Source organism: Pedobacter insulae (assembly GCF_900113525.1).
GTDB lineage: Bacteria > Bacteroidota > Bacteroidia > Sphingobacteriales > Sphingobacteriaceae > Pedobacter > Pedobacter insulae.
On the sequence record NZ_FOPP01000015.1, the window covers coordinates 72,686 to 94,121 of the forward strand.

The following is a 21,436-nucleotide window of genomic DNA, read 5'->3' on the forward strand; positions in this document are numbered from 1 at the left end:
TATCAATTTGGCAATAAATAATCATTCATGGAGCAACAACTCAGCGACAAATTTTTAGAGAAATATAAACAGAAACCTATTGCTACCTATTTCGCACCTGGAAGAGTAAATTTAATTGGTGAACATATAGATTATAACGGCGGCTTAGTAATGCCCTGTGCTATAACAGCTGGAACATGGCTATTGATAGCGCCTAATAACGATCAGGTAATCCGCTTTAATAGTGTTAATTTTGAAGAAGAACAAAGTTTCGATATTCAAAAGGAGTACCAGAAAACAGGTCACGAGTGGTATAATTACCCATTGGGTGTTATTCACGAGCTTCAAAAGTTTGGGTGGATGGCTCAAGGGCTAGATTTATTGTATTTTGGCAATATTCCGATTGGGTCTGGCTTATCCTCTTCCGCGTCAATAGAAGTGCTTACTGCTTTTGCTTTAAATGACTATTTTAATTTGGGGCATGATAAACTCGAGCTAGTAAAACTCTCTAAACGTGTAGAAAATATCTTTATTGGTGTTAATTCTGGCATAATGGATCAATTCGCCGTTGCTTTTGGAGAAACAGATAAGGCGATAGTGTTAAATTGTGATACTTTAAAATATAAGATTGTTGATTGTAATTTAGGTGACTATAATTTGGCCATTATCAATACCAACAAGGCGCGTAAATTGGAGGAATCAAAATACAACGAGCGTGTTAGTGAATGTAGTGAAGCATTAACTGCACTCAACAAAGAAATCAATATCAGTAATTTATGTGAATTAACCGCCGAAAAATTTGCTTTACATAGTCATTTAATTGAAAATAAAACTACCCTGATGCGAGCTACCCACGTGGTTAAGGAAAACGACCGGGTCCATCTGGCAGCAAAGGCTTTAAATGCCGGCGAGCTGGAGGAATTTGGTCGATTAATGTATGCTTCTCATCAATCGCTTAAAGAGTTATACGAGGTTTCTGGCGCAGAGCTAGATGCTGTAGTTGATTTCTGTAGTAATTATGAACATGTAATTGGCGCAAGGATGACTGGTGCTGGTTTTGGTGGATGTGCGATTGCTTTGCTGAAGAAGGGATTTGAAGAGGATTTCGCGCAGAAATTAACTGAAAGCTATGTAGCGAAGATTGGTTATCCAGCGACGATTTATATTCATGGAATTGGGAATGGGGTAAGCAGTATATGAAAAAGCTAAAATTAGACGAACTTAATCGCGTAGCGGTAGAAGAATTTAAACAACAAGAGAAACTTCCTGTTGTAGTGATCTTAGATAATGTTCGAAGCATGCATAATGTCGGTTCTGTTTTTAGAACAGCAGATGGGTTTTCTATTGAAAAGGTAGTTTTGTGTGGCATTACTGCTCAGCCACCGCACCGTGAGATCGAGAAGACAGCTTTAGGAGCTACTTTAGCCGTAGACTGGGTTTACTTTGACGATACTCTGGCTGCAGTAAGAAGTTTCCGTGCAGCAGGATATGAGATTATTGCGATTGAACAGGCCGAGAACAGTACAATGCTACACACTTTTAAGCCTGATCAAACAAAAAAGTATGCGCTGATTTTTGGAAATGAAGTAAACGGTGTAAGTGACGAAGTGATGCAGGAAATTGATAATTGTATTGAAATTCCACAGTTTGGCACCAAACATTCCTTTAATATTGTCATTTCGGCGGGTATAGTGTTATGGGATTTCTTCGCGAAATTGAGATTGTAAGTACATACAAAGATCAGGGACTTGGCGTCATTGCGAAACATAAGGCGTCATTGCGAGGTACGAAGCAATCTAATCGTGAGATTGCTTCGTACCTCGCAATGACGGGAAATAGCTTAAGCCTCCAATACTTTGTCCGGCGTAATTGGTAATGTTCTAATCCTTTTGCCTGTTGCATTAAATACCGCATTGGCTACAGCTGCAGAAAACCCTATCAGAGCAATCTCTCCCATTCCCTTTGCACCCATTGGGTTTACAATAAGATCTGGCTTATTGATAAAGATTACGTCAATTTCAGGAACATCTGCATGGACAGGGACATGATAATCCGCAAAGTTGTTATTAATATATCGTCCGTAGCGATGATCTAGCAGTGCCTCTTCCGTTAAAGCCATTCCAATGCCACCCACTGCACCCCCAACCATCTGGCTCCTGGCTGTTTTGGGACTTACAATTGTACCGGCGTCGCCAACAGAAACTATTTTACTCACTTTAACCACACCCGTTAGTTGATGAACTCTTACCTGCACAAAGTGAATCGAAAATGAGTACATCGAGTAATTCTTGGCCTCCGGATTATTTTGTGATGATTGAATGGTTTTTTCAATCATGGCTAAATTATTTTTCTTCAATACGTCTACAAAGTTAGCGGTTGCGTCCATATTAGCATTAGCGGCCAATTCAACTATCGTAGCTTTTAAGGCAACACAAACATCATTTACTGCCGAGCCAACTGTAGAAAGCGTTGCAGAGCCACCCTGACTTGGTGCTGGTGGTAAAGAAGAATCACCGAGTTCGAAGGTAATCTTACCAACAGGAATATTCATTAATTTACTGGCTATCAAAGTCATGCCAGTTCCGGTACCGGGACCAATGTCACTTGCTGCACTTTGTAGAACCAAAGAACCATCAGCCTTTAAAATACCCTTTACTGTAGCTCTTCCCCTGCCAGCTCCAAATACGCCAACGCTTACCCCATATCCAATCTGCCATGCACCATCAACGATGCTTCCTGGTTTGTTTTTACGTTCGTTCCAACCAATTTTGTCCGCTCCTAGTTTGTAAGCTTCTTTAATATATTTGCTAGAAAATGGCCGCTTTTGTACTTGATCTATTTCCGGATCATTTTTTATCCTAAACTCTAAAGGGTCCATATCTAATGCATGGGCCATCTCATCAATTGCACTTTCTAAGGCAAAAGCACCGGTGGCTTCACCTGGGCCCCGCATCCAAATAGGAACCCCCATATCTAGAGGAATTACGTAATAATTCGTATTTACGTTTTCACATTGGTACATGAATTTCGACATATTTACTACGCCTTCGGTAAAGTTCTCATAGGTGGCCGACTGGCCAAAGGCGGTATGGGTTATTCCGGTCAATTTTCCATCCTTGGTTGCTCCAATCCCTATTTTTTGATAAGAAGCGGGTCTATTTCCTACCATGGTGAACATTTGGTCGCGCGTAATAACCAATTTAACTGGTTTAGCTAAATGCTTTGAGGCAATTATGGTGGCAATTTCCAGAGGCCAAGTTCTTAAAGCCATTCCAAAGGCGCCACCTACAAATTCCGAGTTAACCTGGACTTTATCAACGGGGATCTTAAACACATTGGCAATTGTATTTTGGGTAGCTTTTACCCCCTGGGTTTTTGCGTACACAGTTACCTGGTCGTTCGGTCGCCAGTCGGCAATAATCCCATGCAATTCCATGGGGTTGTGGGTTTCAACCGGTAAATGGTATTTTTGTTCTAACTGCACCTCTGCCGTTTTATAGGCATCTTCAATTCCTCTTTTATAAGGAGTTTGTCCTTGAAGCTTCTTAACAGTAGAATCACTAATACTTTTCTCAAAATCCGTATTGAAATCTTCTTTAGCATAGCTAACCTGCACCAAAGTTGCTGCGTAAGTTGCCCGTTCAAAGGTGTCGGCTACCACAATTGCAAGAGGCTGACCGTTGTAAAAGATTTGATCAGTATAAAAAATCTTCATTGGCGATCCACCCTCCTGTTCATAACCCGCTACCGAAGGCTTGTTTAAATGTGATACTACCGCTAGTACGCCTGGGGCATTACTTGCTGCCTTACTGTCAATTGCCGTAATTTTTCCTTTGGTAACTGTGCTGGTAACCAAAACGCCATAAGTTAATCCCGGCACTTCATATTCGGCAAAGAATTTTGCTTTTCCAGTTACTTTAGCGATACCGTCTACCCGGTCGTTTTCGTCTACAAAAAATTCCATTATGATTTAGCTTTTGCTACCGTTAGTGCTTCAATAATTGAGTTTGGAGCCATTTTGAGTTTAAAATCATTTTCCCCGAAACCCTTTGCTCCATTCATGGCGATTTTGGCCGCTTCTTCAAAATTTGCTACCGTAGGGTTCTTTCCTTTCAAAAAGTTCTCTGCTGCTATAAGTCGCCATGGTTTATGCGCCACACCTCCCATTGCTAAACGTGCAGTATGAATGATATTATTTTGAATATCTAATGCAGCCGCCACAGAAACCAAGGCAAATGCATAAGATGAACGGTCCCTAACTTTTAGATAGTGAAAGTTTTTATTCAAATTGTTAAGCGGAATCTCCAATCTAACAATTAGTTCTCCTTTCTGTAAATTATTATCTTTTTCTGGTGTGTTACCCGCTAAACGATGAAAGTCAATGAAATTAATTTTACGTTCGCCTTTTGTATGTGCGATTACAACTTTTGCGTCAAGGGCAACCAGTGCCACACACATATCGCTTGGGTGTACGGCAATGCATGCTTCAGACGCTCCAAATATGGCATGCATTCTGTTATACCCGCCTATCGCTCCACACCCACTTCCTGGCGCACGCTTATTGCAGGGCATGGTAGTGTCGTAAAAATAAGCACACCTTGTCCGTTGCATCATATTGCCACCTACAGTTGCCATGTTGCGTAATTGAGCCGAAGCCCCCGCCTGAAGCGCAAGCATTAACAATGGAAATTTATCTTTAACAATCATATTTTCCGCTAGTTCCGAATTGGAGGCCAAAGCCCCAACATGCAAAACATGATCGATCTCCTCTATTTTCTTTAAAGGCAAATAATTGATGTCAATTAATTTATCAGGGGCCGTAACCCCTCTTTTCATTAAATCGATCAGATTAGTACCTCCAGCAATAAAAGATGCTTTTGGGTCTTTCCCGATTAATCCCAACGCAGTTTTTACTACAGAAGTTCGTACATATTGAAAATTGATCATAATGCAGTCCCCTTTTCTTTAACTTCCTGTATCGCATCTATAATATTCGGATAGGCTCCGCACCGGCAAATATTGCCGCTCATATATTCTCTTATCTCGTCTTTCGAATTGGCATGTCCTTCCTTAATGCATGCAACTGCGCTCATAATCTGTCCAGGCGTGCAATACCCGCACTGAAAACCATCATGCTTAATAAACGCTGCTTGCATGGGATGTAACACATCTCCTTTAGCTAAGCCTTCTATAGTGGTGATACTCTTTCCTTCATTCATTACCGCTAAGCTCAGGCACGAATTAACTCTTTGTCCATTAACATGAACGGTGCAAGCTCCACATTGGCCATGATCGCATCCTTTTTTTGTACCGGTTAAATGTAATTGTTCTCGCAATAAATCCAACAGGGTAACCCTCGGTTCAACTTTCAGTGTGTAAGGCTTATTGTTAACTTTCAGGTTTAATGGAATTTTTTCGAACATTTCTGCGAAACGCTCGTCTACTTTTTGATCAGCAGCTTTCAACACCGTTAAGGGTGTTAAGGTCAAAGCCGTAAAAAGAGATGATTTCTTTAAAAAGTCGCGGCGAGTGTCGCCAGCTGCATTAGGATCGAGTTCGGACATAATGGAACAATTTTATGTTGTCCTAATATCGGAAATCAAAAAGGTGTTTTTCGCGATTTCGGTAATTTAGAAGGAATCTAAAAGGTAGCTATAAATCGTCATTGCGAGCGTAGCGAAGCAATCTAATTATAAGATTGCTTCGCTACGCTCGCAATGACGGGAACCTCGCAATGACGTTAAGCGTACGCTACAGCCTCTTTAGAAGGTAACTTGCTATGTCCCATTAAATACTCATCAACTTTACGCGCAGCTTCTCTTCCTTCAGAGATGGCCCAAACTACCAGAGATTGGCCTCTGCGCATATCGCCAGCTACAAATATTTTAGGAATGTTAGTTTGATAAATACCTTCTACTGCTTTAACATTACCTCTTTCATCTAGTTCTACCCCTAATTTTTCTATCAGGCCCTGCTTTTGGGGATATAGGAAACCCATCGCTAATAAAACCAGTTCGCATGGATAAACCTTCTCAGTTCCTTCAATTTCCTTAAAGCCATTAGCTCTCCCATTGGCATCAATATCCCACTCAACATTTACCACTTTTAAGGCTTTTAAGTTACCTTCCTCATCGGCAATAAACTCTTTGGTATTTACCGCCCAAGTTCTACTCACGCCCTCTTCATGTGATGATGTCACTTTTAACAACATCGGATAAGTAGGCCATGGCATATGGCTGGCCCTACTTTCAGGTGGCATCGGCATTATTTCAAACTGGGTTACCGACTTTGCGCCCTGACGATTAGAAGTTCCAATACAATCAGATCCTGTGTCGCCGCCTCCAATTACAATAACATTCTTACCAGTGGCTTTAATTTCCTCTCCAACCACCGGGCGTAGGCTTACCCGCTTATTTTGTTGCTTCAAGAAATCCATTGCAAAATGTATACCTTTGGCGCTCCTACCAATGGCAGGTAAGTCGCGGGGAATAGTTGAACCGCCAGCTAGTACTAAAGCGTGATGGTCTCTTAATAAGGCACTTAGTTCAATGTTTTCTCCAATATTGGCATTACATTTAAAAACAATACCTTCTTCCTCCATTAATTTAATCCTACGATCAACTACATCTTTTTGTAATTTGAAATCTGGAATTCCATATCTTAATAACCCTCCCGGCACATCATCGCGCTCAAATACTGTTACTTCGTGACCCGCCTTATTTAACTGAGCAGCAGTAGCTAAACCTGCGGGACCTGAACCTATCACTGCGATTTTCTTTCCACTTCTAATTAAAGGTGCATGGGCTTTGATAAAACCTTTTTCGAAAGCTATTTCTATGATGTGTTTTTCAATTTCTTCAATTGAAACTGGCGAGCGGTTAATACCTAATACACAGGCGCTTTCACAGGGTGCCGGACAAATCCTTCCGGTAAACTCAGGAAAATTATTTGTGCTAAGCAATATCTCGGCAGCATTTTGCCATTCACCTTTGTAAACGGCATCATTAAACTCCGGAATAACATTTCCCAAGGGACAACCTGATTGGCAAAAAGGCACTCCACAATCCATGCAACGTGCAGCTTGTTTATGGAGCTCATCATTTGCCAAAGGGTTTAAAAACTCATTATAATGTTGTATACGGACGGCTGGTTCTTGTCTTGAAGGCGAAACTCTTTCGTATTCAAAAAATCCTGTTACTTTCCCCATTTAGTTAATCTTTACTTGTGAACTACGTTGTAATAAAACTGCTTTATATTCTTTAGGGAATACTTTAACAAATTTGCCCGATTGGTTTGCCCAATCACTTAATATAAATTCGGCAACCCTACTGTTAGTTAATCTAATATGATTTTTCAATAGTACGCTTATTCTTTCCTCATCTTCGGCTTGTAAAGGATCAAGATCTACCATTTCCCGATTACATTTTTTTGCAAAATCTCCCTTTACATCATATACCCAGGCTAAACCACCACTCATCCCTGCGGCAAAATTGCTACCAGTATCACCAATCACCAGCACTTCTCCACCAGTCATATACTCACAACCATGGTCGCCCACTCCTTCTACTACCGTAGTAGCGCCAGAGTTTCTAACCGCAAAGCGCTCTCCTGCTTTACCTCTAATATATAATTCGCCTGAGGTAGCTCCATAAAGCGCTACGTTTCCGATAATAATATTCTGCTCTGGCACATAATTAATGTTACCAAATGGATAAACCACTAATTTGGCACCCGAAAGTCCTTTACCAACATAATCATTCCCTTCTCCTTCAAGTGTCAAAGAAAGTCCTTTAGCTGCAAAAGCACCAAAACTTTGTCCCGCCGAGCCAACACATTTAAAATTTATCGTATCAGCAGGCAAACCACCGCCTTTGTGTACCTTCGATATTTCATTTGATAGCATGGTTCCAATCGCTCGGTCGGTGTTTTTAACCTCAAAATTAGCAAAAACAGGCTCATTATTTAAAATAGCAGGCATTGCTTTGGCTATGAGTTGGTGATCAAGTACTTGATCTAATCCATGATCTTGTGTCTCGGTATTGTATAATGGAGTACCATAATTTGGTTCTTTATATAAAATTGGTGTTAGATCAACAAATTTCAATTTCCAATCTGCTTCATCAAATTTGCGCATCTTAAGTACGTCAGACTGACCGATCATCTCTTCTATGGTTTTAAAACCAAGTTCGGCCATTATTTCTCTAAGTTCTTCTGCTAAGAAGTGGAACAGGTTAACTACGTGAGCAGGATCGCCGGTAAATAATGCTCTCAACTCAGGGTCTTGCGTTGCTACACCAACCGGACAAGTATTTAAGTGGCATTTACGCATCATGATACAGCCCGCAGTTACCAAAGCGGCTGTTGCCACACCCCACTCTTCGGCACCTAATAAAGCAGCAATAGCGATGTCCCTACCGGTCTTTAATTGTCCGTCGGTTTGCAAAACCACCCTACTTCTCAACCTATTTTTAACGAGCGTTTGATGAGCTTCTGCCAAACCCAACTCCCAAGGTAAGCCTGCATGTTGAATAGATGTTAAAGGGGAAGCTCCAGTTCCTCCATCATAACCAGATACCAGGATCACATCGGCATGTGCCTTAGCCACGCCTGCTGCAATGGTACCTACTCCTGCTTTAGATACTAATTTAACATTGATCCTAGCAGCTCTGTTCGCATTCTTCAAATCAAAAATCAGCTGTGCTAGATCCTCAATAGAATAAATATCGTGGTGCGGGGGCGGCGAGATCAATCCCACTCCAGGTGTAGCATGGCGTACTTTCGCAATCCAGTCGTCTACCTTGTGGCCGGGTAACTGTCCACCTTCCCCTGGCTTAGCGCCTTGAGCCATTTTTATCTGCAACTCATCCGCATTGGTTAAATAATAACTTGTTACCCCAAAACGAGCTGATGCAATTTGCTTGATAGCCGAGCGCATTGAATCACCGTTTGGTAAGTTTTCATAGCGTATTTCATCTTCACCGCCTTCGCCTGTATTACTTTTTCCACCAATACGGTTCATGGCAATCGCTAAGGTAGAATGTGCTTCGTGCGAAATTGATCCGAACGACATAGCGCCCGTTGCAAATCGTTTCAGAATATTTTCTACCGGTTCTACTTCTGTTAAGGAAATAGATGGACGGTTATAATTAAATTCTAATAAACCGCGAATCGTATATGCCTGCGCGGTTTGGTCGTTGATTAATTTGGAATACCTTTTGAAAGTTGCGAAATCATTTCTACGGGTGGCATTTTGCAATAAATGAATCGTTTCTGGATTAAACAAGTGCTTTTCACCCCTGCGTCTCCATTTATAAGTACCGCCCGCCGATAGTAATTCTTCGGTCTGGGTTTTAGGTCCGAAACTGCGGCGGTGTTTAATCAAGGTTTCAAGCGCAATCTCGTCTAACCCCAATCCGCCAATACGGGAAACAGCACCGGTGAAATGTGTATTTACAACTTGCTCATTGATCCCTAATATTTCGAATATCTGTGCACCATGGTAAGATTGTAAGGTAGAAATTCCCATTTTTGAGAAGATCTTTAACAAACCATTGTTTACAGCATAAATATAATTTGAAATCAGTTTTTCTGGTTTTAACCCACTTTCGATATCGAAACCTTTAATAGTTTCCAAAGCTAGGTAAGGGTTAACAGCTGTCGCTCCAAAACCAATCAGCGTGGCAAAGTGATGCACTTCCCATACATCGCCTGCTTCTACCACAATACCTACTGCACCGCGATACCCTTTTCTAATTAGGTGGTGATGTACGGCCGAAACCGCTAAAAGCGAAGGAATTGCAGCATGTTCCGAGTCTATTGCTCTATCGGATAATACGATTACCTGAAAACCATCCTCTACTGCATCAACGGCGTAACGACAGAGGCGATCAAGTGCCTTTGCCAATGAACCAGGCTTATCATTTGCCCTGAAGTAGGTTTGTAAGGTTTTAGATTGAAATAAGCCCGTATCAATACTTCTTAACTTTTCGAGTTCTAAGTTGGTTAATATCGGATGTTTAATGCCTACACAATGGCATTGTACCTGATTTTCTTCCAGTAAGTTACCATTATTCCCCATAAAGCCTGCCAGGCTCATCACCACTTTTTCACGAATTGGATCGATTGGCGGATTAGTAACCTGGGCAAATAATTGCTTAAAGTAAGAAGACAAATGTTGCGGTTGCTTAGACAATACCGCCAAAGGCGTATCGGTTCCCATAGAACCTATGGCTTCCTTTCCTTCAATGGCCATTGGTTTTAAGAGCAAATCGATATCTTCTCTACTATAGCCAAACACCTGTTGATATTTAAAAATAGAGTCTTTAGCCAAATTGGTAAACATTAACCTTGGCTCCGGTAGCTCTTCTAATTTAATTTGATATTGATTGATCCAATCTGCATAGGGTCTTCTGTTACAAACCTGCTTTTTAATTTCATCGTCGCTGATAATTCGGCCCTGCTCCATGTCTACGACAAACATTTTGCCTGGTGTTAGCCTTCCTTTTTCAATGATGGTACTTTGATCTATCGCAAGCGCTCCAGATTCAGAAGCCATAATTACCCGATCATCATTCGTTAAGGCGTAACGGGAAGGTCGCAATCCATTACGATCTAACGTTGCGCCAATTAAATTACCATCTGTGAATGCAATTGCCGCCGGACCATCCCAGGGCTCCATCAACGATGCATGAAACTCGTAGAATGCCTTTTTAACAGGATCCATATCTTCATTACCGTCCCATGCTTCCGGAATTAACATCATCAATACGTGGGGCAAAGATCTTCCAGCATGCAATAAAAGTTCCACCACGTTATCTAAACACCCCGAGTCAGATTGCGATTCGTCGATTACCGGCAAAATCATATTAAGCTCTTCTGCTGTAAAGTATGGTGAGGCAAATGATTTAACACTTGATCTGAACCAATTCAAATTTCCTTGTAAAGTATTAATCTCTCCATTGTGTGCAATATACCTGAAAGGCTGTGCCAGTCGCCACGAAGGAAACGTATTAGTTGCAAACCGCGAGTGAACCAGTCCAAATGCCGATACCATTCGTTTGTCGCTTAACTCAGCAAAATACGTGCGTACCTGAAGTGAAGTTAATTGTCCTTTATATATAATGGTTCTTGAAGAGAAAGAGGCGATATAAAAATCTTGTTTACTGCCTGCAACTGTACTATAAATAGTTTTAGCTAAATAGGTTTTTAAAACAAACAGTTTTCTTTCAAAATCTGCTCCCGGTGCAACATGATAAGGCCGTGCAATAAATACCTGTTCAATTTCTGGTTCAACAGATAGTGCTGTTGCACCGATATCCGTTGTGTCGACCTGTACTTTTCTAAAGCCTAATACTTCTAGACCTAGTTTTTCTGCAGTACGGTAAATAATCTCCCTGCATTCTTCACGTGCACGTATCTCTTTGGGTAAAAATAGCATACCCACTCCATAATTTCCATATTCGGGCAAGCTAAATCCTGCTCTCAGGCATTCATCAAATAAAAATTCGTGTGGTACTTGAATCATTATCCCCGCTCCGTCACCCGTATTAGGCTCGGCACCGCAAGCACCCCTATGATCGAGATTTTCTAAAATTGTGATCGAATCTGATATGATTTGATGTGATTTACGGCCTTTTACATGGGCTACGAAACCGATACCACAGGCATCATGTTCAAAGCTTTTACGGTATAATCCTTGGTGTTCATTCAAGTACTTCATCTTGGTCTCTTTCTGGTTTATTAGTTAGTGTATAGGAAACACTAAGATACTAAATTTTAATCTTAAATTACATTATCCGTAATATTTTTGATATTTATTCAAATATTATGTTTCGAATCGTTTCTTTTTTATAAAAATGTTAACTGAAAACGTTAACATTTATAAATTTCATAATCGTTTAAATTGCTATTTATGCATAGTAATGGTTTAAAGCAAGATATTTAGAGCCCACTCTGAGGCGGTAGGCTGTTTAATTCGTGCTTATATTGCCGTTAATTTCCACTTCTTGAGCTCTTAGTTTTAACTCAATCGCTTATAAATCAATCCCGTAGTATTTATTCGATAAATTTCCCATTTTTCTTTTTGTAAAATGGGTGCTTTTGTTACCTTTGTGCCGGGCAAGTCTTTTACGATCAGCTCCCTTTGAACTCCCCCAGGGCGGGAACGAAGCAAGGGTAGAAGGTTGTAGCGGTGCGATAAAAGTTGCTTGCCCATTTTTTTCCCCTAACCCCCTGAGGGGGATCTTCAATTCAGGGTTTCTTGCATCTTAATTCTTCCCTTAGGGATTTTTAACGTTTATGAAATTTTTTATTGATACCGCAAACTTAGCTCAGATCAAAGAAGCACAGGATTTAGGCGTCTTGGATGGCGTAACTACCAATCCAAGTTTAATGGCTAAAGAAGGCATTACCGGAGAAACTAATGTAATTAATCACTATAAAGCTATTTGCGATATTGTTGATGACAATGTAAGTGCAGAAGTTATTGCCACAGATTTTGAAGGTATTGTGAAAGAAGGTGAAGCTTTAGCTGCACTTAATCCTAAAATTGTTGTAAAGGTGCCGATGATTAAAGACGGTATCAAAGCAATTAAATATTTTTCTGGTAAAGGAATAAGAACCAATTGCACATTAATTTTCTCTCCGGGCCAGGCTTTATTGGCTGCAAAAGCGGGAGCAAGTTATGTGTCACCATTCCTAGGTCGTTTAGACGATATTTCTACGGATGGTTTACAGCTAATTGAAGACATCCGTTTAATATTTGATAATTACGGGTATCCAACTGAAATTTTAGCAGCTTCCATTCGTGGTCCATTGCACATCGTTGCTTGTGCTAAGCTTGGTGCTGATGTAATTACTGCTCCATTGGCAGCAATTATCGCATTATTGAAACATCCATTAACTGATAGTGGTTTAGCTGCATTTTTAGCAGATCACGCTAAAGCGAACGGTTAATTAATTCATAGGAACCGTCATTGCGAGTGCAGCGAAGCAATCTAACGAGAGATTGCTTCGCTGCACTCGCAATGACGGGTTGCTCGCAATGACGGATTTTAAGCCTTAACTTTCCAACACATCTTTTACCGCCTGGTAATCAATTTGCTCATCTGGGGCAATCAAAATACCTTTTACCCCTGCCCCATTCGCGGCTTCAACATCACGAGGTTTATCACCAATCATCACAGATAATGCCGGGTCAATATCATAAGTGGCAATTGCCTCTAATAACATTCCTGATAAAGGCTTCCTGCATTCGCATGGGCCTGTTACTGTTGGATGATGTGGACAATAGTAAGCATGACTTATTTTGGCGCCCTGAGCTTCAAATGCTGTAAACAAAATAGCATGCATTTCGGCAAGCTGTTTTTCCGTATATCTTTTTTGAGCAATCCCACCCTGATTGGTTATTATAATCAATAAATAACCTTCATCGTATAATCGCTTTAAAGGGGCAATTTGATATTCCAACACTTTAAAGTCTTCAACCCTACAGATATAATCGTTTAATTCTTGGTTTAGTACGCCATCTCTATCTAAAAAAATTGCTTTTTGCTTCATGGCACAAATATATAATGTTAAAATAAATTAACTTTATGATATAAACCTCATCTAATGAACAGAGAAGAATTTAAACCTTTTGTACCGGCAGAAAGTAATGTTGCTGAGTTTACCATTAAATCTATTTTACTTGGCTGTATTGCAGGGATAATTTTTGGAGCAGCAACCGTTTACTTAGCTTTAAAAGCAGGATTAACTGTTTCGGCATCTATTCCGATCGCCGTATTGGCCATTACTCTTGGTAAGCGTTTTTTTAAGACAACCATTTTAGAGAACAACATTATCCAGACTACAGGGTCTGCTGGTGAAAGCATCGCCGCAGGCGTAGTATTTACCTTACCTGGTTTTCTATTTTTAAGTACAGACATTGGGGGCCTAAGTTCTAGCGACGCCTTTTTCAATTATATGACCATCCTCATTCTGGCTATTTTAGGAGGTATTTTGGGAACATTGATGATGATCCCGTTGCGAAAGTCTTTAATAGTTAAAGAACATGAAAATTTGCCCTATCCTGAAGGAACCGCTTGTGCTTCGGTTTTAAAGGCAGGAGAAAAAGGAGGCGATTTTGCGAGGACTGCATTTTGGGGATTAGGTTTTTCATTGGTATATGCGTTATTACAAAAAGTTTTCCATGTGGTTGCCGAAGCGCCCACCTGGGCCACCAAGCAGGCTAATAAATTTTTACCTTCTGCACAAGTAAGCGGCGAAATTACTCCTGAATATATGGGAGTAGGCTATATCATTGGTCCAAAAATAGCTGGCGTATTAGTTGCAGGAGGCGTTTTAGCATGGTTAGCGCTCATCCCACTATTAGCCACATTAATAGACCCCTTGGTAGCTGCTAAGCAATTGGTCAAATTAGGCTTGCTAGCCGACCTCACCAAACCAGGTGGTTCTGGCTCTTGGGATCCGGTTACGCAAACCTTTGCCGATTATCCGAGAGCCATTTACCAAGCATTTGTAAAACAGATTGGTGCCGGAGCTGTGGCTGCAGGGGGATTTATCACCTTGCTAAAAACTTTACCTACCATCATTTCATCGTTCAAAGACAGTGTAGGTTCCATTAAGGAAGGAAAATTGGGGAATGCAGTGAAGCGAACAGATCGCGATCTCTCTATCAAATTAGTGGGAATTGGTAGCTTAGTGTTAATACTCTTAATGGCTATACTGCCTCAAATACCTGGAGATAGCATCTTGAACAAACTGATTATCGGTGTGTTGGTGATCGTTTTCGGAGCATTCTTTGTGACAGTCTCCAGCCGGATTGTGGGTTTAATAGGTTCAAGTAATAATCCGATCTCGGGTATGACAATTGCCACTATTATGGGGACATGTTTGGTGTTCATAGCGGTTGGCTGGACAGGGAAGATTTATGAACCAATGGCCCTGGTGGTGGGCGGAATGATCTGTATTGCAGCGGCCAATGCAGGTGCAACCTCACAAGATCTAAAAACAGGATACTTAGTTGGCGCTACGCCTAAGTATCAACAAATAGCTTTGTTTATCGGAGCAATCGTTTCGTCGATAGTAATAGGGTTAACAGTACGTATTCTCGACACACCTACTGCCGAAATGGTAAAGCAAGGTATTCACCATGCAATTGGAACCGAAACCTATGCCGCACCCCAGGCAACACTCATGGCAACATTAATTAAAGGCATGCTCTCTTTTAATTTAGATTGGCAATATGTTTTAGTGGGTGTGTTTATTGCGATTACGATAGAATTATGTGGTATTAATGCGCTCTCCTTTGCGGTTGGCGCCTATCTTCCACTTTCTACTACCCTACCTATTTTTGCCGGCGGTGCAATTAAAGGCATTGTAAACTGGCGCGAGAAAAGCAAAACGAAAAGCGTTGAAGAAGAAGAAATTGCCCCAGGAAACTTATTTGCTACCGGCTTAGTGGCTGGTGGTGCCATTGCCGGAGTAATTGTGGCCATTTTGATGGTGATCCCGGCGGTGAGAGACAACCTAAGCAAAGTTAACATCGAACCGATCTTTATTGAATGGTTTGGCGATGGTGGCTACCAAATTTTAGGGGTTCTGTGCTTTCTGTTTATGGGGTACGTGCTCTATAATATCGGTATAAAAAAGCAAGAAAAGATTTAATACTTCATTGAGGTATGAAGGGTCATTGCGAGTCACGAAGCGTCATTGCGAGGCACGAAGCGTCATTGCGAGGTACGAAGCAATCTAGTGCCGATTAGATTGCTTCGTGCCTCGCAATGACGGCCCCCGTTATAACTTTTACGACTATCTTATTTCAAAACTATCTTATTTCAAACTTCCCAACTAACGCGGCTTCAGCGGAAGACGGCCCTATCATCAGTTTGACTTTACCTTTTATGGTTTGCAGCTCATCAATAGCTCCAACATAATGCTGTATATCACTGTGTTTTAACTCAAAATTTACCATTTTCTTTTCGCCAGCTTTGAGATGAATACGTTTAAAACCTTTCAATTCTTTGATGGGGTATTGGGTACCTTCCTGTTTGATATAAAGTTGCACGACTTCATCGCCATCAACCTTACTCGTGTTCGTTACACTTAAACTTATTTTAAGGGGGCTGGTGGTTAACAAATGGCCGCCAGAAAGCTTTAGATCGGCATAGTTGAAAGTGCTATAACTCAATCCATAACCGAATGGATACAACACAGGCTTTATGATATGGCGATATGTTTTTCCTTCCATGCTGTAGTTGTCGAAGGCTGGAATATCATCTATTGATTTATAGAAGGTAACTGGCAACCTACCGGCAGGATTATAGATGCCTGCTAATATATCTCCGATGGCTTGTCCACCTCTCTCGCCACCGTACCATGCCTCTACAATGGCATCAAGGTTATCGTTTTCCCAGTTCACAGCCAAAGCGCTTCCATTTAATAGCACTAAAACAATGGGCTTGCCCAATTTCTTCAATTCCTTTAGCAGATCAGTTTGTACGGTTGGCAAATTTAGATCAGTTTTATCACCGCCCAAAAAACCAGGCACTTTTACTTTTAGGTCTTCTCCCTCTAAGCGTGGGGAGATACCGCCAACAAAAATAATTACTTCGGCGTTGGTGGCTATCTTTAAAGCTTCTTCAAAATCTGCTTTTCTGCTGTAACCTGGTGTATCAATAACTGCACATCCTTTTGCATAGCTAATGGAAGCAGTGGGAAAAGCCTTTTGTATCCCTTCCAATGGGGTAACAATATGTTTAGGTTCGCCATTGTAATTGCCTAATAAAACTTCGGCGTCATTGGCATTAGGGCCAATTAACGCAATATTTTTTAACCCGCGTTTTAATGGTAAAACTCCATTGTTTTTAAGTAATACGACAGATTCCCTAGCCATTTTTAAGGCCTGTGACTGATGGGCTTTACTATTCACTACGCTATAAGGTATTTTTGAATAAGGATTAACTTCGTCTGCATCAAAAATTCCGAGTTTGAACTTAGCACGCAGTAATCGCGCTACTGCGGTGTCTAATTCACTTTCTTTCAATAAACCACGTTCTATCGCTGGAATTACAGCCGACGCATATCCGTAACATTGGTTGTCTGCCCCTGCCCTGATAGCTTGCGCCACTGCTTCAATGCTATCTTTCGCCGTTTTATGGAAAGTGTAAAAATCATATACCGCTCCACAGTCTGTAGCCACAAATCCTTTAAAACCCCATTTTTTACGTAAAATATCATTTAGCAGAAATGCGTCGCTACAACAGGGTTTACCATATAATCTGTTATACGCACACATAAACGAATAAACGTGCCCTTCTTGGGTCAACATTTTAAATGCAGGGAGGTAAGTTTCCCATAAATCACGTTTGTTTGGCCTGGCATCAAATACATGTCTATCGGGTTCCGGACCGCTGTGTACCGCAAAATGCTTAGCAGTGGTAATTGTTTTGAAATAGTTTGGATTGTCGCCCTGCATACTTTTTACAAAGGCAACCCCAAGTTTACCGGTTAAGTATGGATCTTCGCCAAAGGTCTCATGTCCACGCCCCCAGCGAGGGTCTCTAAAAATATTCACATTGGGAGAATAAAATGTTAAGCCGGTGTACTCTTTTCTATTACCTTCTCTTACAAATTGGTGATGCTTTGCCCTTGCTTCATCACTTACCATTGTACCCATAGCAAACATACCCTCTTCGTTAAAGGTAGCAGCCAAACCTATAGGCTGAGGAAAAGAAGTAGCCAATCCTGCTCTTGCCACGCCATGGAGCGCTTCATTCCACCAATCATATGCCGGGATATTAAGACGGGCTATTGCCGGGGTTCTATTATCCATTTGTAGCGCTTTCTCTGTTAAAGTCATGCGCTTGAGCAAATCGCTAACCCGCGTTTCTAAAGGTAATTTCGGATTTAAATAAGGTGCTTCTTGAGCGGTTGACGATAAATAAGACAATGCTAAGAATGCAAAAACTATGCTTTTATTCATTTTGGGTTGGGCAGTTATAAGGATTAAGATAAGTAAATTTATCGCGATATAATTATGTCTAAGATCAGTATTTAAGCCCAGAATTAAAATAGTTTCTCTTGTTAACAACATATAGAAAGTTAGGTATTGTTAAAACTTTTAAAACAGCTATTAGTCGGATATCATTCGGATATTATTCGGACATATGACAATTATAGCCGATTAAAACCGGTATAATACCTGAATAATAATTAGTTATTATCTATTTAAAAGGTTATCTTGGTAACAGTGTTTTATACTTAATATCAAGGAGGATAGCTATGGCAATTATATCTGAAGGAATAAATGGGGGTTTTACAGGAAAAGCAGGAAGCGTTGTAGGTTACAATCGTATGGGCAAATGGATCATCAGGGGTTTACCAAGAGCCAAGAAAAAGAACAGACGAGTATCGGCAGGTCAGCAGGCTAGTCGATCGGTGTTTACCAAAATGCAGTATTTTTTATCTCCTATTGTCCCTTTCATTCGTGTGGGCTTTAATATGGAAAGTCGATCGCGACAGATTACCGCACATAATGCAGCCAAATCTTACAATATGCTAAATGCTTTTACACCCGAGGGTGAAATCGACTATAGTAAAGTCCTAGTTAGTTTCGGTAAATTACCAGGTGCTTTAGCCGCAACGTTAGAAACTGATGATGCTGGATTACATTTTAGTTGGAACGATAATTCCAAAGAAAAAGATGCAAGTTCAGATGACCAAGTAATGTTACTTGCTTATAATGTTGCAAAGAAAGGTACCTATTGGATGCTTAGTGGTGCAAGAAGAAAGGTAGGTAAGGAAACATTAAAGGTTGGCAAATCCGATAAACCAAAAGTATTGCACACCTATATTGCCTTTATTTCTGATGATCGGCAACGTATTTCAATGAGTACTTATCTTGGAGAAATAGTCTATTAGAAACTAATCCCCTTATAAATCAGTATTGTACGCTATATCATAAAAAAAACTTTGCATTAGCGTACTCATAATCCTATATTTGCAACACTTTAAAGAAAAGCAGTTAAAGTTTTCTTTAATGATTCCGTAGCTCAGCTGGTAGAGCATTACACTTTTAATGTAGTGGTCCTGGGTTCGAATCCCAGCGGGATCACACGATTCGATATCAAAACTACACAAAACCCTGCAAATCAAATGATTGCAGGGTTTTTGTTTTTAGGGAAACACTAAAATATGCACCAATTCTCATATAAATAGTGAGCGATTCGGTGAGTAGTTTTATAAAAGTTCAAGACTCACCGAATAAGTTATAACTAATTGTATTACAACTAGTTCAGTAACTGTACATCTTGTATACGTCAGAGTGCAAAGCTAAATTTGTTTTACTAAAATCATTGAATAATGAGAACCAATTTTAGCCTGCTCTTCTATATGAAGAAGCAAAAGAACTACACTAAGGGCATTGCCCCTATCTACATCCGAATTACCGTAAACGGCAAGAGGGCTGAATCCGCAACTGGCAGATCGTGCGAGCCAGACCGCTGGAATTGTAAATCTGGAAGGTCAATCGGCACAAAGGAGGATTCCAAATCCCTGAACTCATTTCTAGACCACCTGCAAAATATGGTCTACGATGCACATTGCGAACTTCTTAAATCTGGAAATATGATTACTGCCGAAGCCATCAAGAATAGGTTTTTAGGTAAAGAAGAAAAATCACAAACACTTTTACAGGCCATTACCGAGCATAATCAAAAGGTAGAGGCACTTGTTGGAAAGGAGTTTGTACAGGGAACGCTCAACAGGTACAAGGTACTTAAGAAGCACTTAGCGGTTTTTTTACCATTTAAATATGGTGTCAAGGATATGGGTATGCGGAATGTTGACATTGCCTTTCTGAACGAGTTCGATTATTACCTGAGGTCGGAGAAATCCTGTGCCAACAACTATACGGTAAAAATGATCAAGAATCTCGGCAAGATCATCAATATCAGCTTTGAAAACGGATATATCCAGACCAATCCCTTTGCCTCCTATAAAGGACGAACCAAAAAGGTAGACCGTTATTTTCTCAATCAGGAGGAAATAGAGGTAATTGCCGACAAGCAATTCGTTTCGGAAAGGTTGGACATCATCAGGGATATATTTCTTTTCTGCTGTTTTACGGGGCTAGCCTATGCCGATGTTCAAAAACTACAGAAAACGCACATTAGCAAGGGCATTGATGGCGAATACTGGATCATCAAGAACCGCCAAAAGACCAATATCAGGTCTGCTATTCCATTGTTGCCCACTGCCGTTAACATCCTCGATAAGTACAAGAACCATCCAGTCTGCATAAACAAGGATTTGGTTTTCCCTGTACCCAGTAACCAAAAGATGAACGAATATTTAAAGGAAATCGAGGAACGGTGCGAAATTGGCAAGAAACTGACCTCACATATCGCCCGCCACACCTTTGCCACAACGGTAACGCTGTTGAATGGCGTACCCATAGAAAGCGTATCGCAGATGCTCGGGCATACCAATATCAGAACTACGCAGCATTATGCCAAGATACTTGATATCAAGGTTGGCGCAGATATGGCACTGTTGAGAAATAAATTAGCAATTATTTAATATTGAACGTAATTTTAAGCTAGTCATCCACAAGAATACCTAAGCTTATTATTTACAAAAATTTAAAGGACATGAGTGGAGAAACTAATGGATTATTAGTCCCTGACGAGATTATAATGAATAAAATCTATTATATCAGGGGACAAAAAGTTATGCTGGATAGTGATCTTGCAGAATTATACGGGGTAGAAACTAGACGGTTAAACGAACAGGTGGCAAGGAATGCAGACAGGTTTCCCGAAGATTTTATGTTTCGCCTAAATGAAAATGAGTTTGAAAGTTTGATGTCGCAATTTGCGACATCAAAGCGAGGTGGCAGAAGAAAGCTCCCCTATATGTTTTCTGAACACGGCGTCTTAATGCTTTCTAGTATATTGAACAGCAAACAGGCAATTCAGGTCAATATATGGGGGTTATCCTAAAAGTGGCCACCTCTTTTTATCCAAAGTGGCCACATATTACGCTCCAAAGTGGTCATCTCATTTCGGTCAAAAGTGACCACTTGGCTTATTTTAAGGGGTTTTAAGCGTTATAAAGAGTGTTTTGAACTCCATGTATCGAGTTGAGGTCTAAAGTTGAAATCAAGTGCGTTAAATTGACTTAATTGGGCAAGCTTTATTCTTCTTGGATGTGTTGAATCTGGGACTTAGGTTCTGCAACCTTGGAGGTGATCTTATGCCCTTTTGCGAAGCAAAAGCATAGCGAGAGTATTGGATGTGGTATATGTTTTGGAAATCTATGGAAGATTTTTTGGTATGTGAGCATCAATCTGGATGCATCTAACGCAACTGCTCAAAGGGTATTCAAAAAGCTATGGTTTCTTTTGGGGTGGCCAGTTTGGAACGGAATATGGTGGCCACTTTTACCGAAATACACA

The 21,436-nt window shown here is 40.6% G+C and carries 14 protein-coding genes, 1 tRNA gene and 1 other RNA gene; 9 read left to right on the top strand and 7 right to left on the bottom strand.

The annotated features are described in order from the left end of the window. Nucleotides 1–27 precede the first annotated feature (27 nt). Together BM207_RS18715 and BM207_RS18720 are read left to right on the top strand one after the other, a co-directional pair. Nucleotides 28–1,179, top strand: coding sequence for a galactokinase (locus tag BM207_RS18715; RefSeq protein ID WP_090998178.1), 1,152 nt, complete (start codon nt 28–30; stop codon nt 1,177–1,179). Next, nucleotides 1,176–1,706, top strand: coding sequence for an RNA methyltransferase (locus BM207_RS18720; RefSeq protein ID WP_090998181.1), 531 nt, complete (start codon nt 1,176–1,178; stop codon nt 1,704–1,706). Before BM207_RS18715 ends, BM207_RS18720 begins: the two co-directional genes overlap by 4 nt. 113 nt (nt 1,707–1,819) lie before the next feature. On the opposite strand, the gene BM207_RS18725 is transcribed toward BM207_RS18720, so the two are convergent. The 5 genes from BM207_RS18725 to gltB all read right to left on the bottom strand — a co-directional run bounded on the left by BM207_RS18725 (nt 1,820) and on the right by gltB (nt 11,698). Next, on the bottom strand, nt 1,820–3,943 hold the full coding sequence (locus tag BM207_RS18725; RefSeq protein ID WP_090998184.1) for a xanthine dehydrogenase family protein molybdopterin-binding subunit: 2,124 nt from the start codon (nt 3,941–3,943) through the stop codon (nt 1,820–1,822). Beyond that, complete coding sequence (locus BM207_RS18730; protein ID WP_090998189.1) at nt 3,943–4,926, bottom strand: FAD binding domain-containing protein; 984 nt, start codon at nt 4,924–4,926, stop codon at nt 3,943–3,945. The genes BM207_RS18725 and BM207_RS18730 overlap by 1 nt, the downstream gene beginning before the upstream one ends. Continuing rightward, complete coding sequence (locus BM207_RS18735) at nt 4,923–5,543, bottom strand: (2Fe-2S)-binding protein (RefSeq protein ID WP_090998192.1); 621 nt, start codon at nt 5,541–5,543, stop codon at nt 4,923–4,925. The genes BM207_RS18730 and BM207_RS18735 overlap by 4 nt, the downstream gene beginning before the upstream one ends. Before the next feature lie 176 nt (nt 5,544–5,719). Then, nucleotides 5,720–7,186, bottom strand: coding sequence for a glutamate synthase subunit beta (locus BM207_RS18740; RefSeq protein WP_090998195.1), 1,467 nt, complete (start codon nt 7,184–7,186; stop codon nt 5,720–5,722). Beyond that, nucleotides 7,187–11,698: a glutamate synthase large subunit gene (gene gltB / locus BM207_RS18745; RefSeq protein WP_090998198.1), complete on the bottom strand. Its 4,512-nt coding sequence runs from the start codon at nt 11,696–11,698 to the stop codon at nt 7,187–7,189. 396 nt (nt 11,699–12,094) lie between these two features. On the opposite strand from gltB, the gene ffs reads away from it, so the two are divergent. Next, nucleotides 12,095–12,194, top strand: an RNA gene (ffs, locus tag BM207_RS18750) — signal recognition particle sRNA small type. An 82-nt stretch (nt 12,195–12,276) separates the two neighbouring features. Next, nucleotides 12,277–12,933 carry a fructose-6-phosphate aldolase gene (fsa, locus tag BM207_RS18755; RefSeq protein WP_090998202.1) on the top strand — a complete coding sequence of 219 codons (657 nt, stop codon included), beginning with the start codon at nt 12,277–12,279 and terminating at the stop codon, nt 12,931–12,933. 105 nt (nt 12,934–13,038) lie between these two features. Here the strand turns inward: fsa and BM207_RS18760 are convergent, their stop codons facing one another. Further along, nucleotides 13,039–13,536: a D-glycero-alpha-D-manno-heptose-1,7-bisphosphate 7-phosphatase gene (locus BM207_RS18760; protein WP_090998205.1), complete on the bottom strand. Its 498-nt coding sequence runs from the start codon at nt 13,534–13,536 to the stop codon at nt 13,039–13,041. A gap of 54 nt (nt 13,537–13,590) precedes the next feature. Between BM207_RS18760 and BM207_RS18765 the strand changes: the two genes are divergently transcribed. Beyond that, entirely contained in the window at nt 13,591–15,645 is a 2,055-nt protein-coding gene (locus tag BM207_RS18765; protein ID WP_090998207.1) for an OPT family oligopeptide transporter, read from the top strand. A 160-nt stretch (nt 15,646–15,805) separates the two neighbouring features. Here the strand turns inward: BM207_RS18765 and BM207_RS18770 are convergent, their stop codons facing one another. Next, nucleotides 15,806–17,962 (bottom strand): glycoside hydrolase family 3 C-terminal domain-containing protein, encoded by a 2,157-nt coding sequence (locus tag BM207_RS18770; protein ID WP_177217175.1) that lies wholly within the window; start codon nt 17,960–17,962, stop codon nt 15,806–15,808. A 299-nt stretch (nt 17,963–18,261) separates the two neighbouring features. Between BM207_RS18770 and BM207_RS18775 the strand changes: the two genes are divergently transcribed. From BM207_RS18775 to BM207_RS18790, 4 genes are all read left to right on the top strand, one after another. Then, nucleotides 18,262–18,900, top strand: coding sequence for a DUF6266 family protein (locus tag BM207_RS18775; protein WP_090998212.1), 639 nt, complete (start codon nt 18,262–18,264; stop codon nt 18,898–18,900). A 120-nt stretch (nt 18,901–19,020) separates the two neighbouring features. Next, nucleotides 19,021–19,093 (top strand) — tRNA-Lys (locus tag BM207_RS18780). A 248-nt stretch (nt 19,094–19,341) separates the two neighbouring features. Beyond that, nucleotides 19,342–20,559, top strand: a complete 1,218-nt coding sequence (locus BM207_RS18785; RefSeq protein ID WP_090998215.1) for a site-specific integrase — start codon at nt 19,342–19,344, stop codon at nt 20,557–20,559. A 71-nt stretch (nt 20,560–20,630) separates the two neighbouring features. Then, nucleotides 20,631–20,981 (top strand): ORF6N domain-containing protein, encoded by a 351-nt coding sequence (locus tag BM207_RS18790; RefSeq protein WP_090998218.1) that lies wholly within the window; start codon nt 20,631–20,633, stop codon nt 20,979–20,981. Nucleotides 20,982–21,436 lie beyond the last annotated feature (455 nt).

Excerpts from the sequence above, each read along its gene's own strand:
- BM207_RS18785 (WP_090998215.1), top strand. The coding sequence starts at position 19,342 with ATGAGAACCAATTTTAGCCTGCTCTTCTATATGAAGAAGCAAAAGAAC.
- BM207_RS18765 (WP_090998207.1), top strand. The coding sequence starts at position 13,591 with ATGAACAGAGAAGAATTTAAACCTTTTGTACCGGCAGAAAGTAATGTT.
- BM207_RS18770 (WP_177217175.1), bottom strand. The coding sequence starts at position 17,962 with ATGAATAAAAGCATAGTTTTTGCATTCTTAGCATTGTCTTATTTATCG.
- fsa (WP_090998202.1), top strand. The coding sequence starts at position 12,277 with ATGAAATTTTTTATTGATACCGCAAACTTAGCTCAGATCAAAGAAGCA.
- BM207_RS18775 (WP_090998212.1), top strand. The coding sequence starts at position 18,262 with ATGGCAATTATATCTGAAGGAATAAATGGGGGTTTTACAGGAAAAGCA.
- BM207_RS18735 (WP_090998192.1), bottom strand. The coding sequence starts at position 5,543 with ATGTCCGAACTCGATCCTAATGCAGCTGGCGACACTCGCCGCGACTTT.
- BM207_RS18715 (WP_090998178.1), top strand. The coding sequence starts at position 28 with ATGGAGCAACAACTCAGCGACAAATTTTTAGAGAAATATAAACAGAAA.
- BM207_RS18725 (WP_090998184.1), bottom strand. The coding sequence starts at position 3,943 with ATGGAATTTTTTGTAGACGAAAACGACCGGGTAGACGGTATCGCTAAA.
- BM207_RS18720 (WP_090998181.1), top strand. The coding sequence starts at position 1,176 with ATGAAAAAGCTAAAATTAGACGAACTTAATCGCGTAGCGGTAGAAGAA.
- gltB (WP_090998198.1), bottom strand. The coding sequence starts at position 11,698 with ATGAAGTACTTGAATGAACACCAAGGATTATACCGTAAAAGCTTTGAA.
- BM207_RS18790 (WP_090998218.1), top strand. The coding sequence starts at position 20,631 with ATGAGTGGAGAAACTAATGGATTATTAGTCCCTGACGAGATTATAATG.
- BM207_RS18760 (WP_090998205.1), bottom strand. The coding sequence starts at position 13,536 with ATGAAGCAAAAAGCAATTTTTTTAGATAGAGATGGCGTACTAAACCAA.
- BM207_RS18730 (WP_090998189.1), bottom strand. The coding sequence starts at position 4,926 with ATGATCAATTTTCAATATGTACGAACTTCTGTAGTAAAAACTGCGTTG.
- BM207_RS18740 (WP_090998195.1), bottom strand. The coding sequence starts at position 7,186 with ATGGGGAAAGTAACAGGATTTTTTGAATACGAAAGAGTTTCGCCTTCA.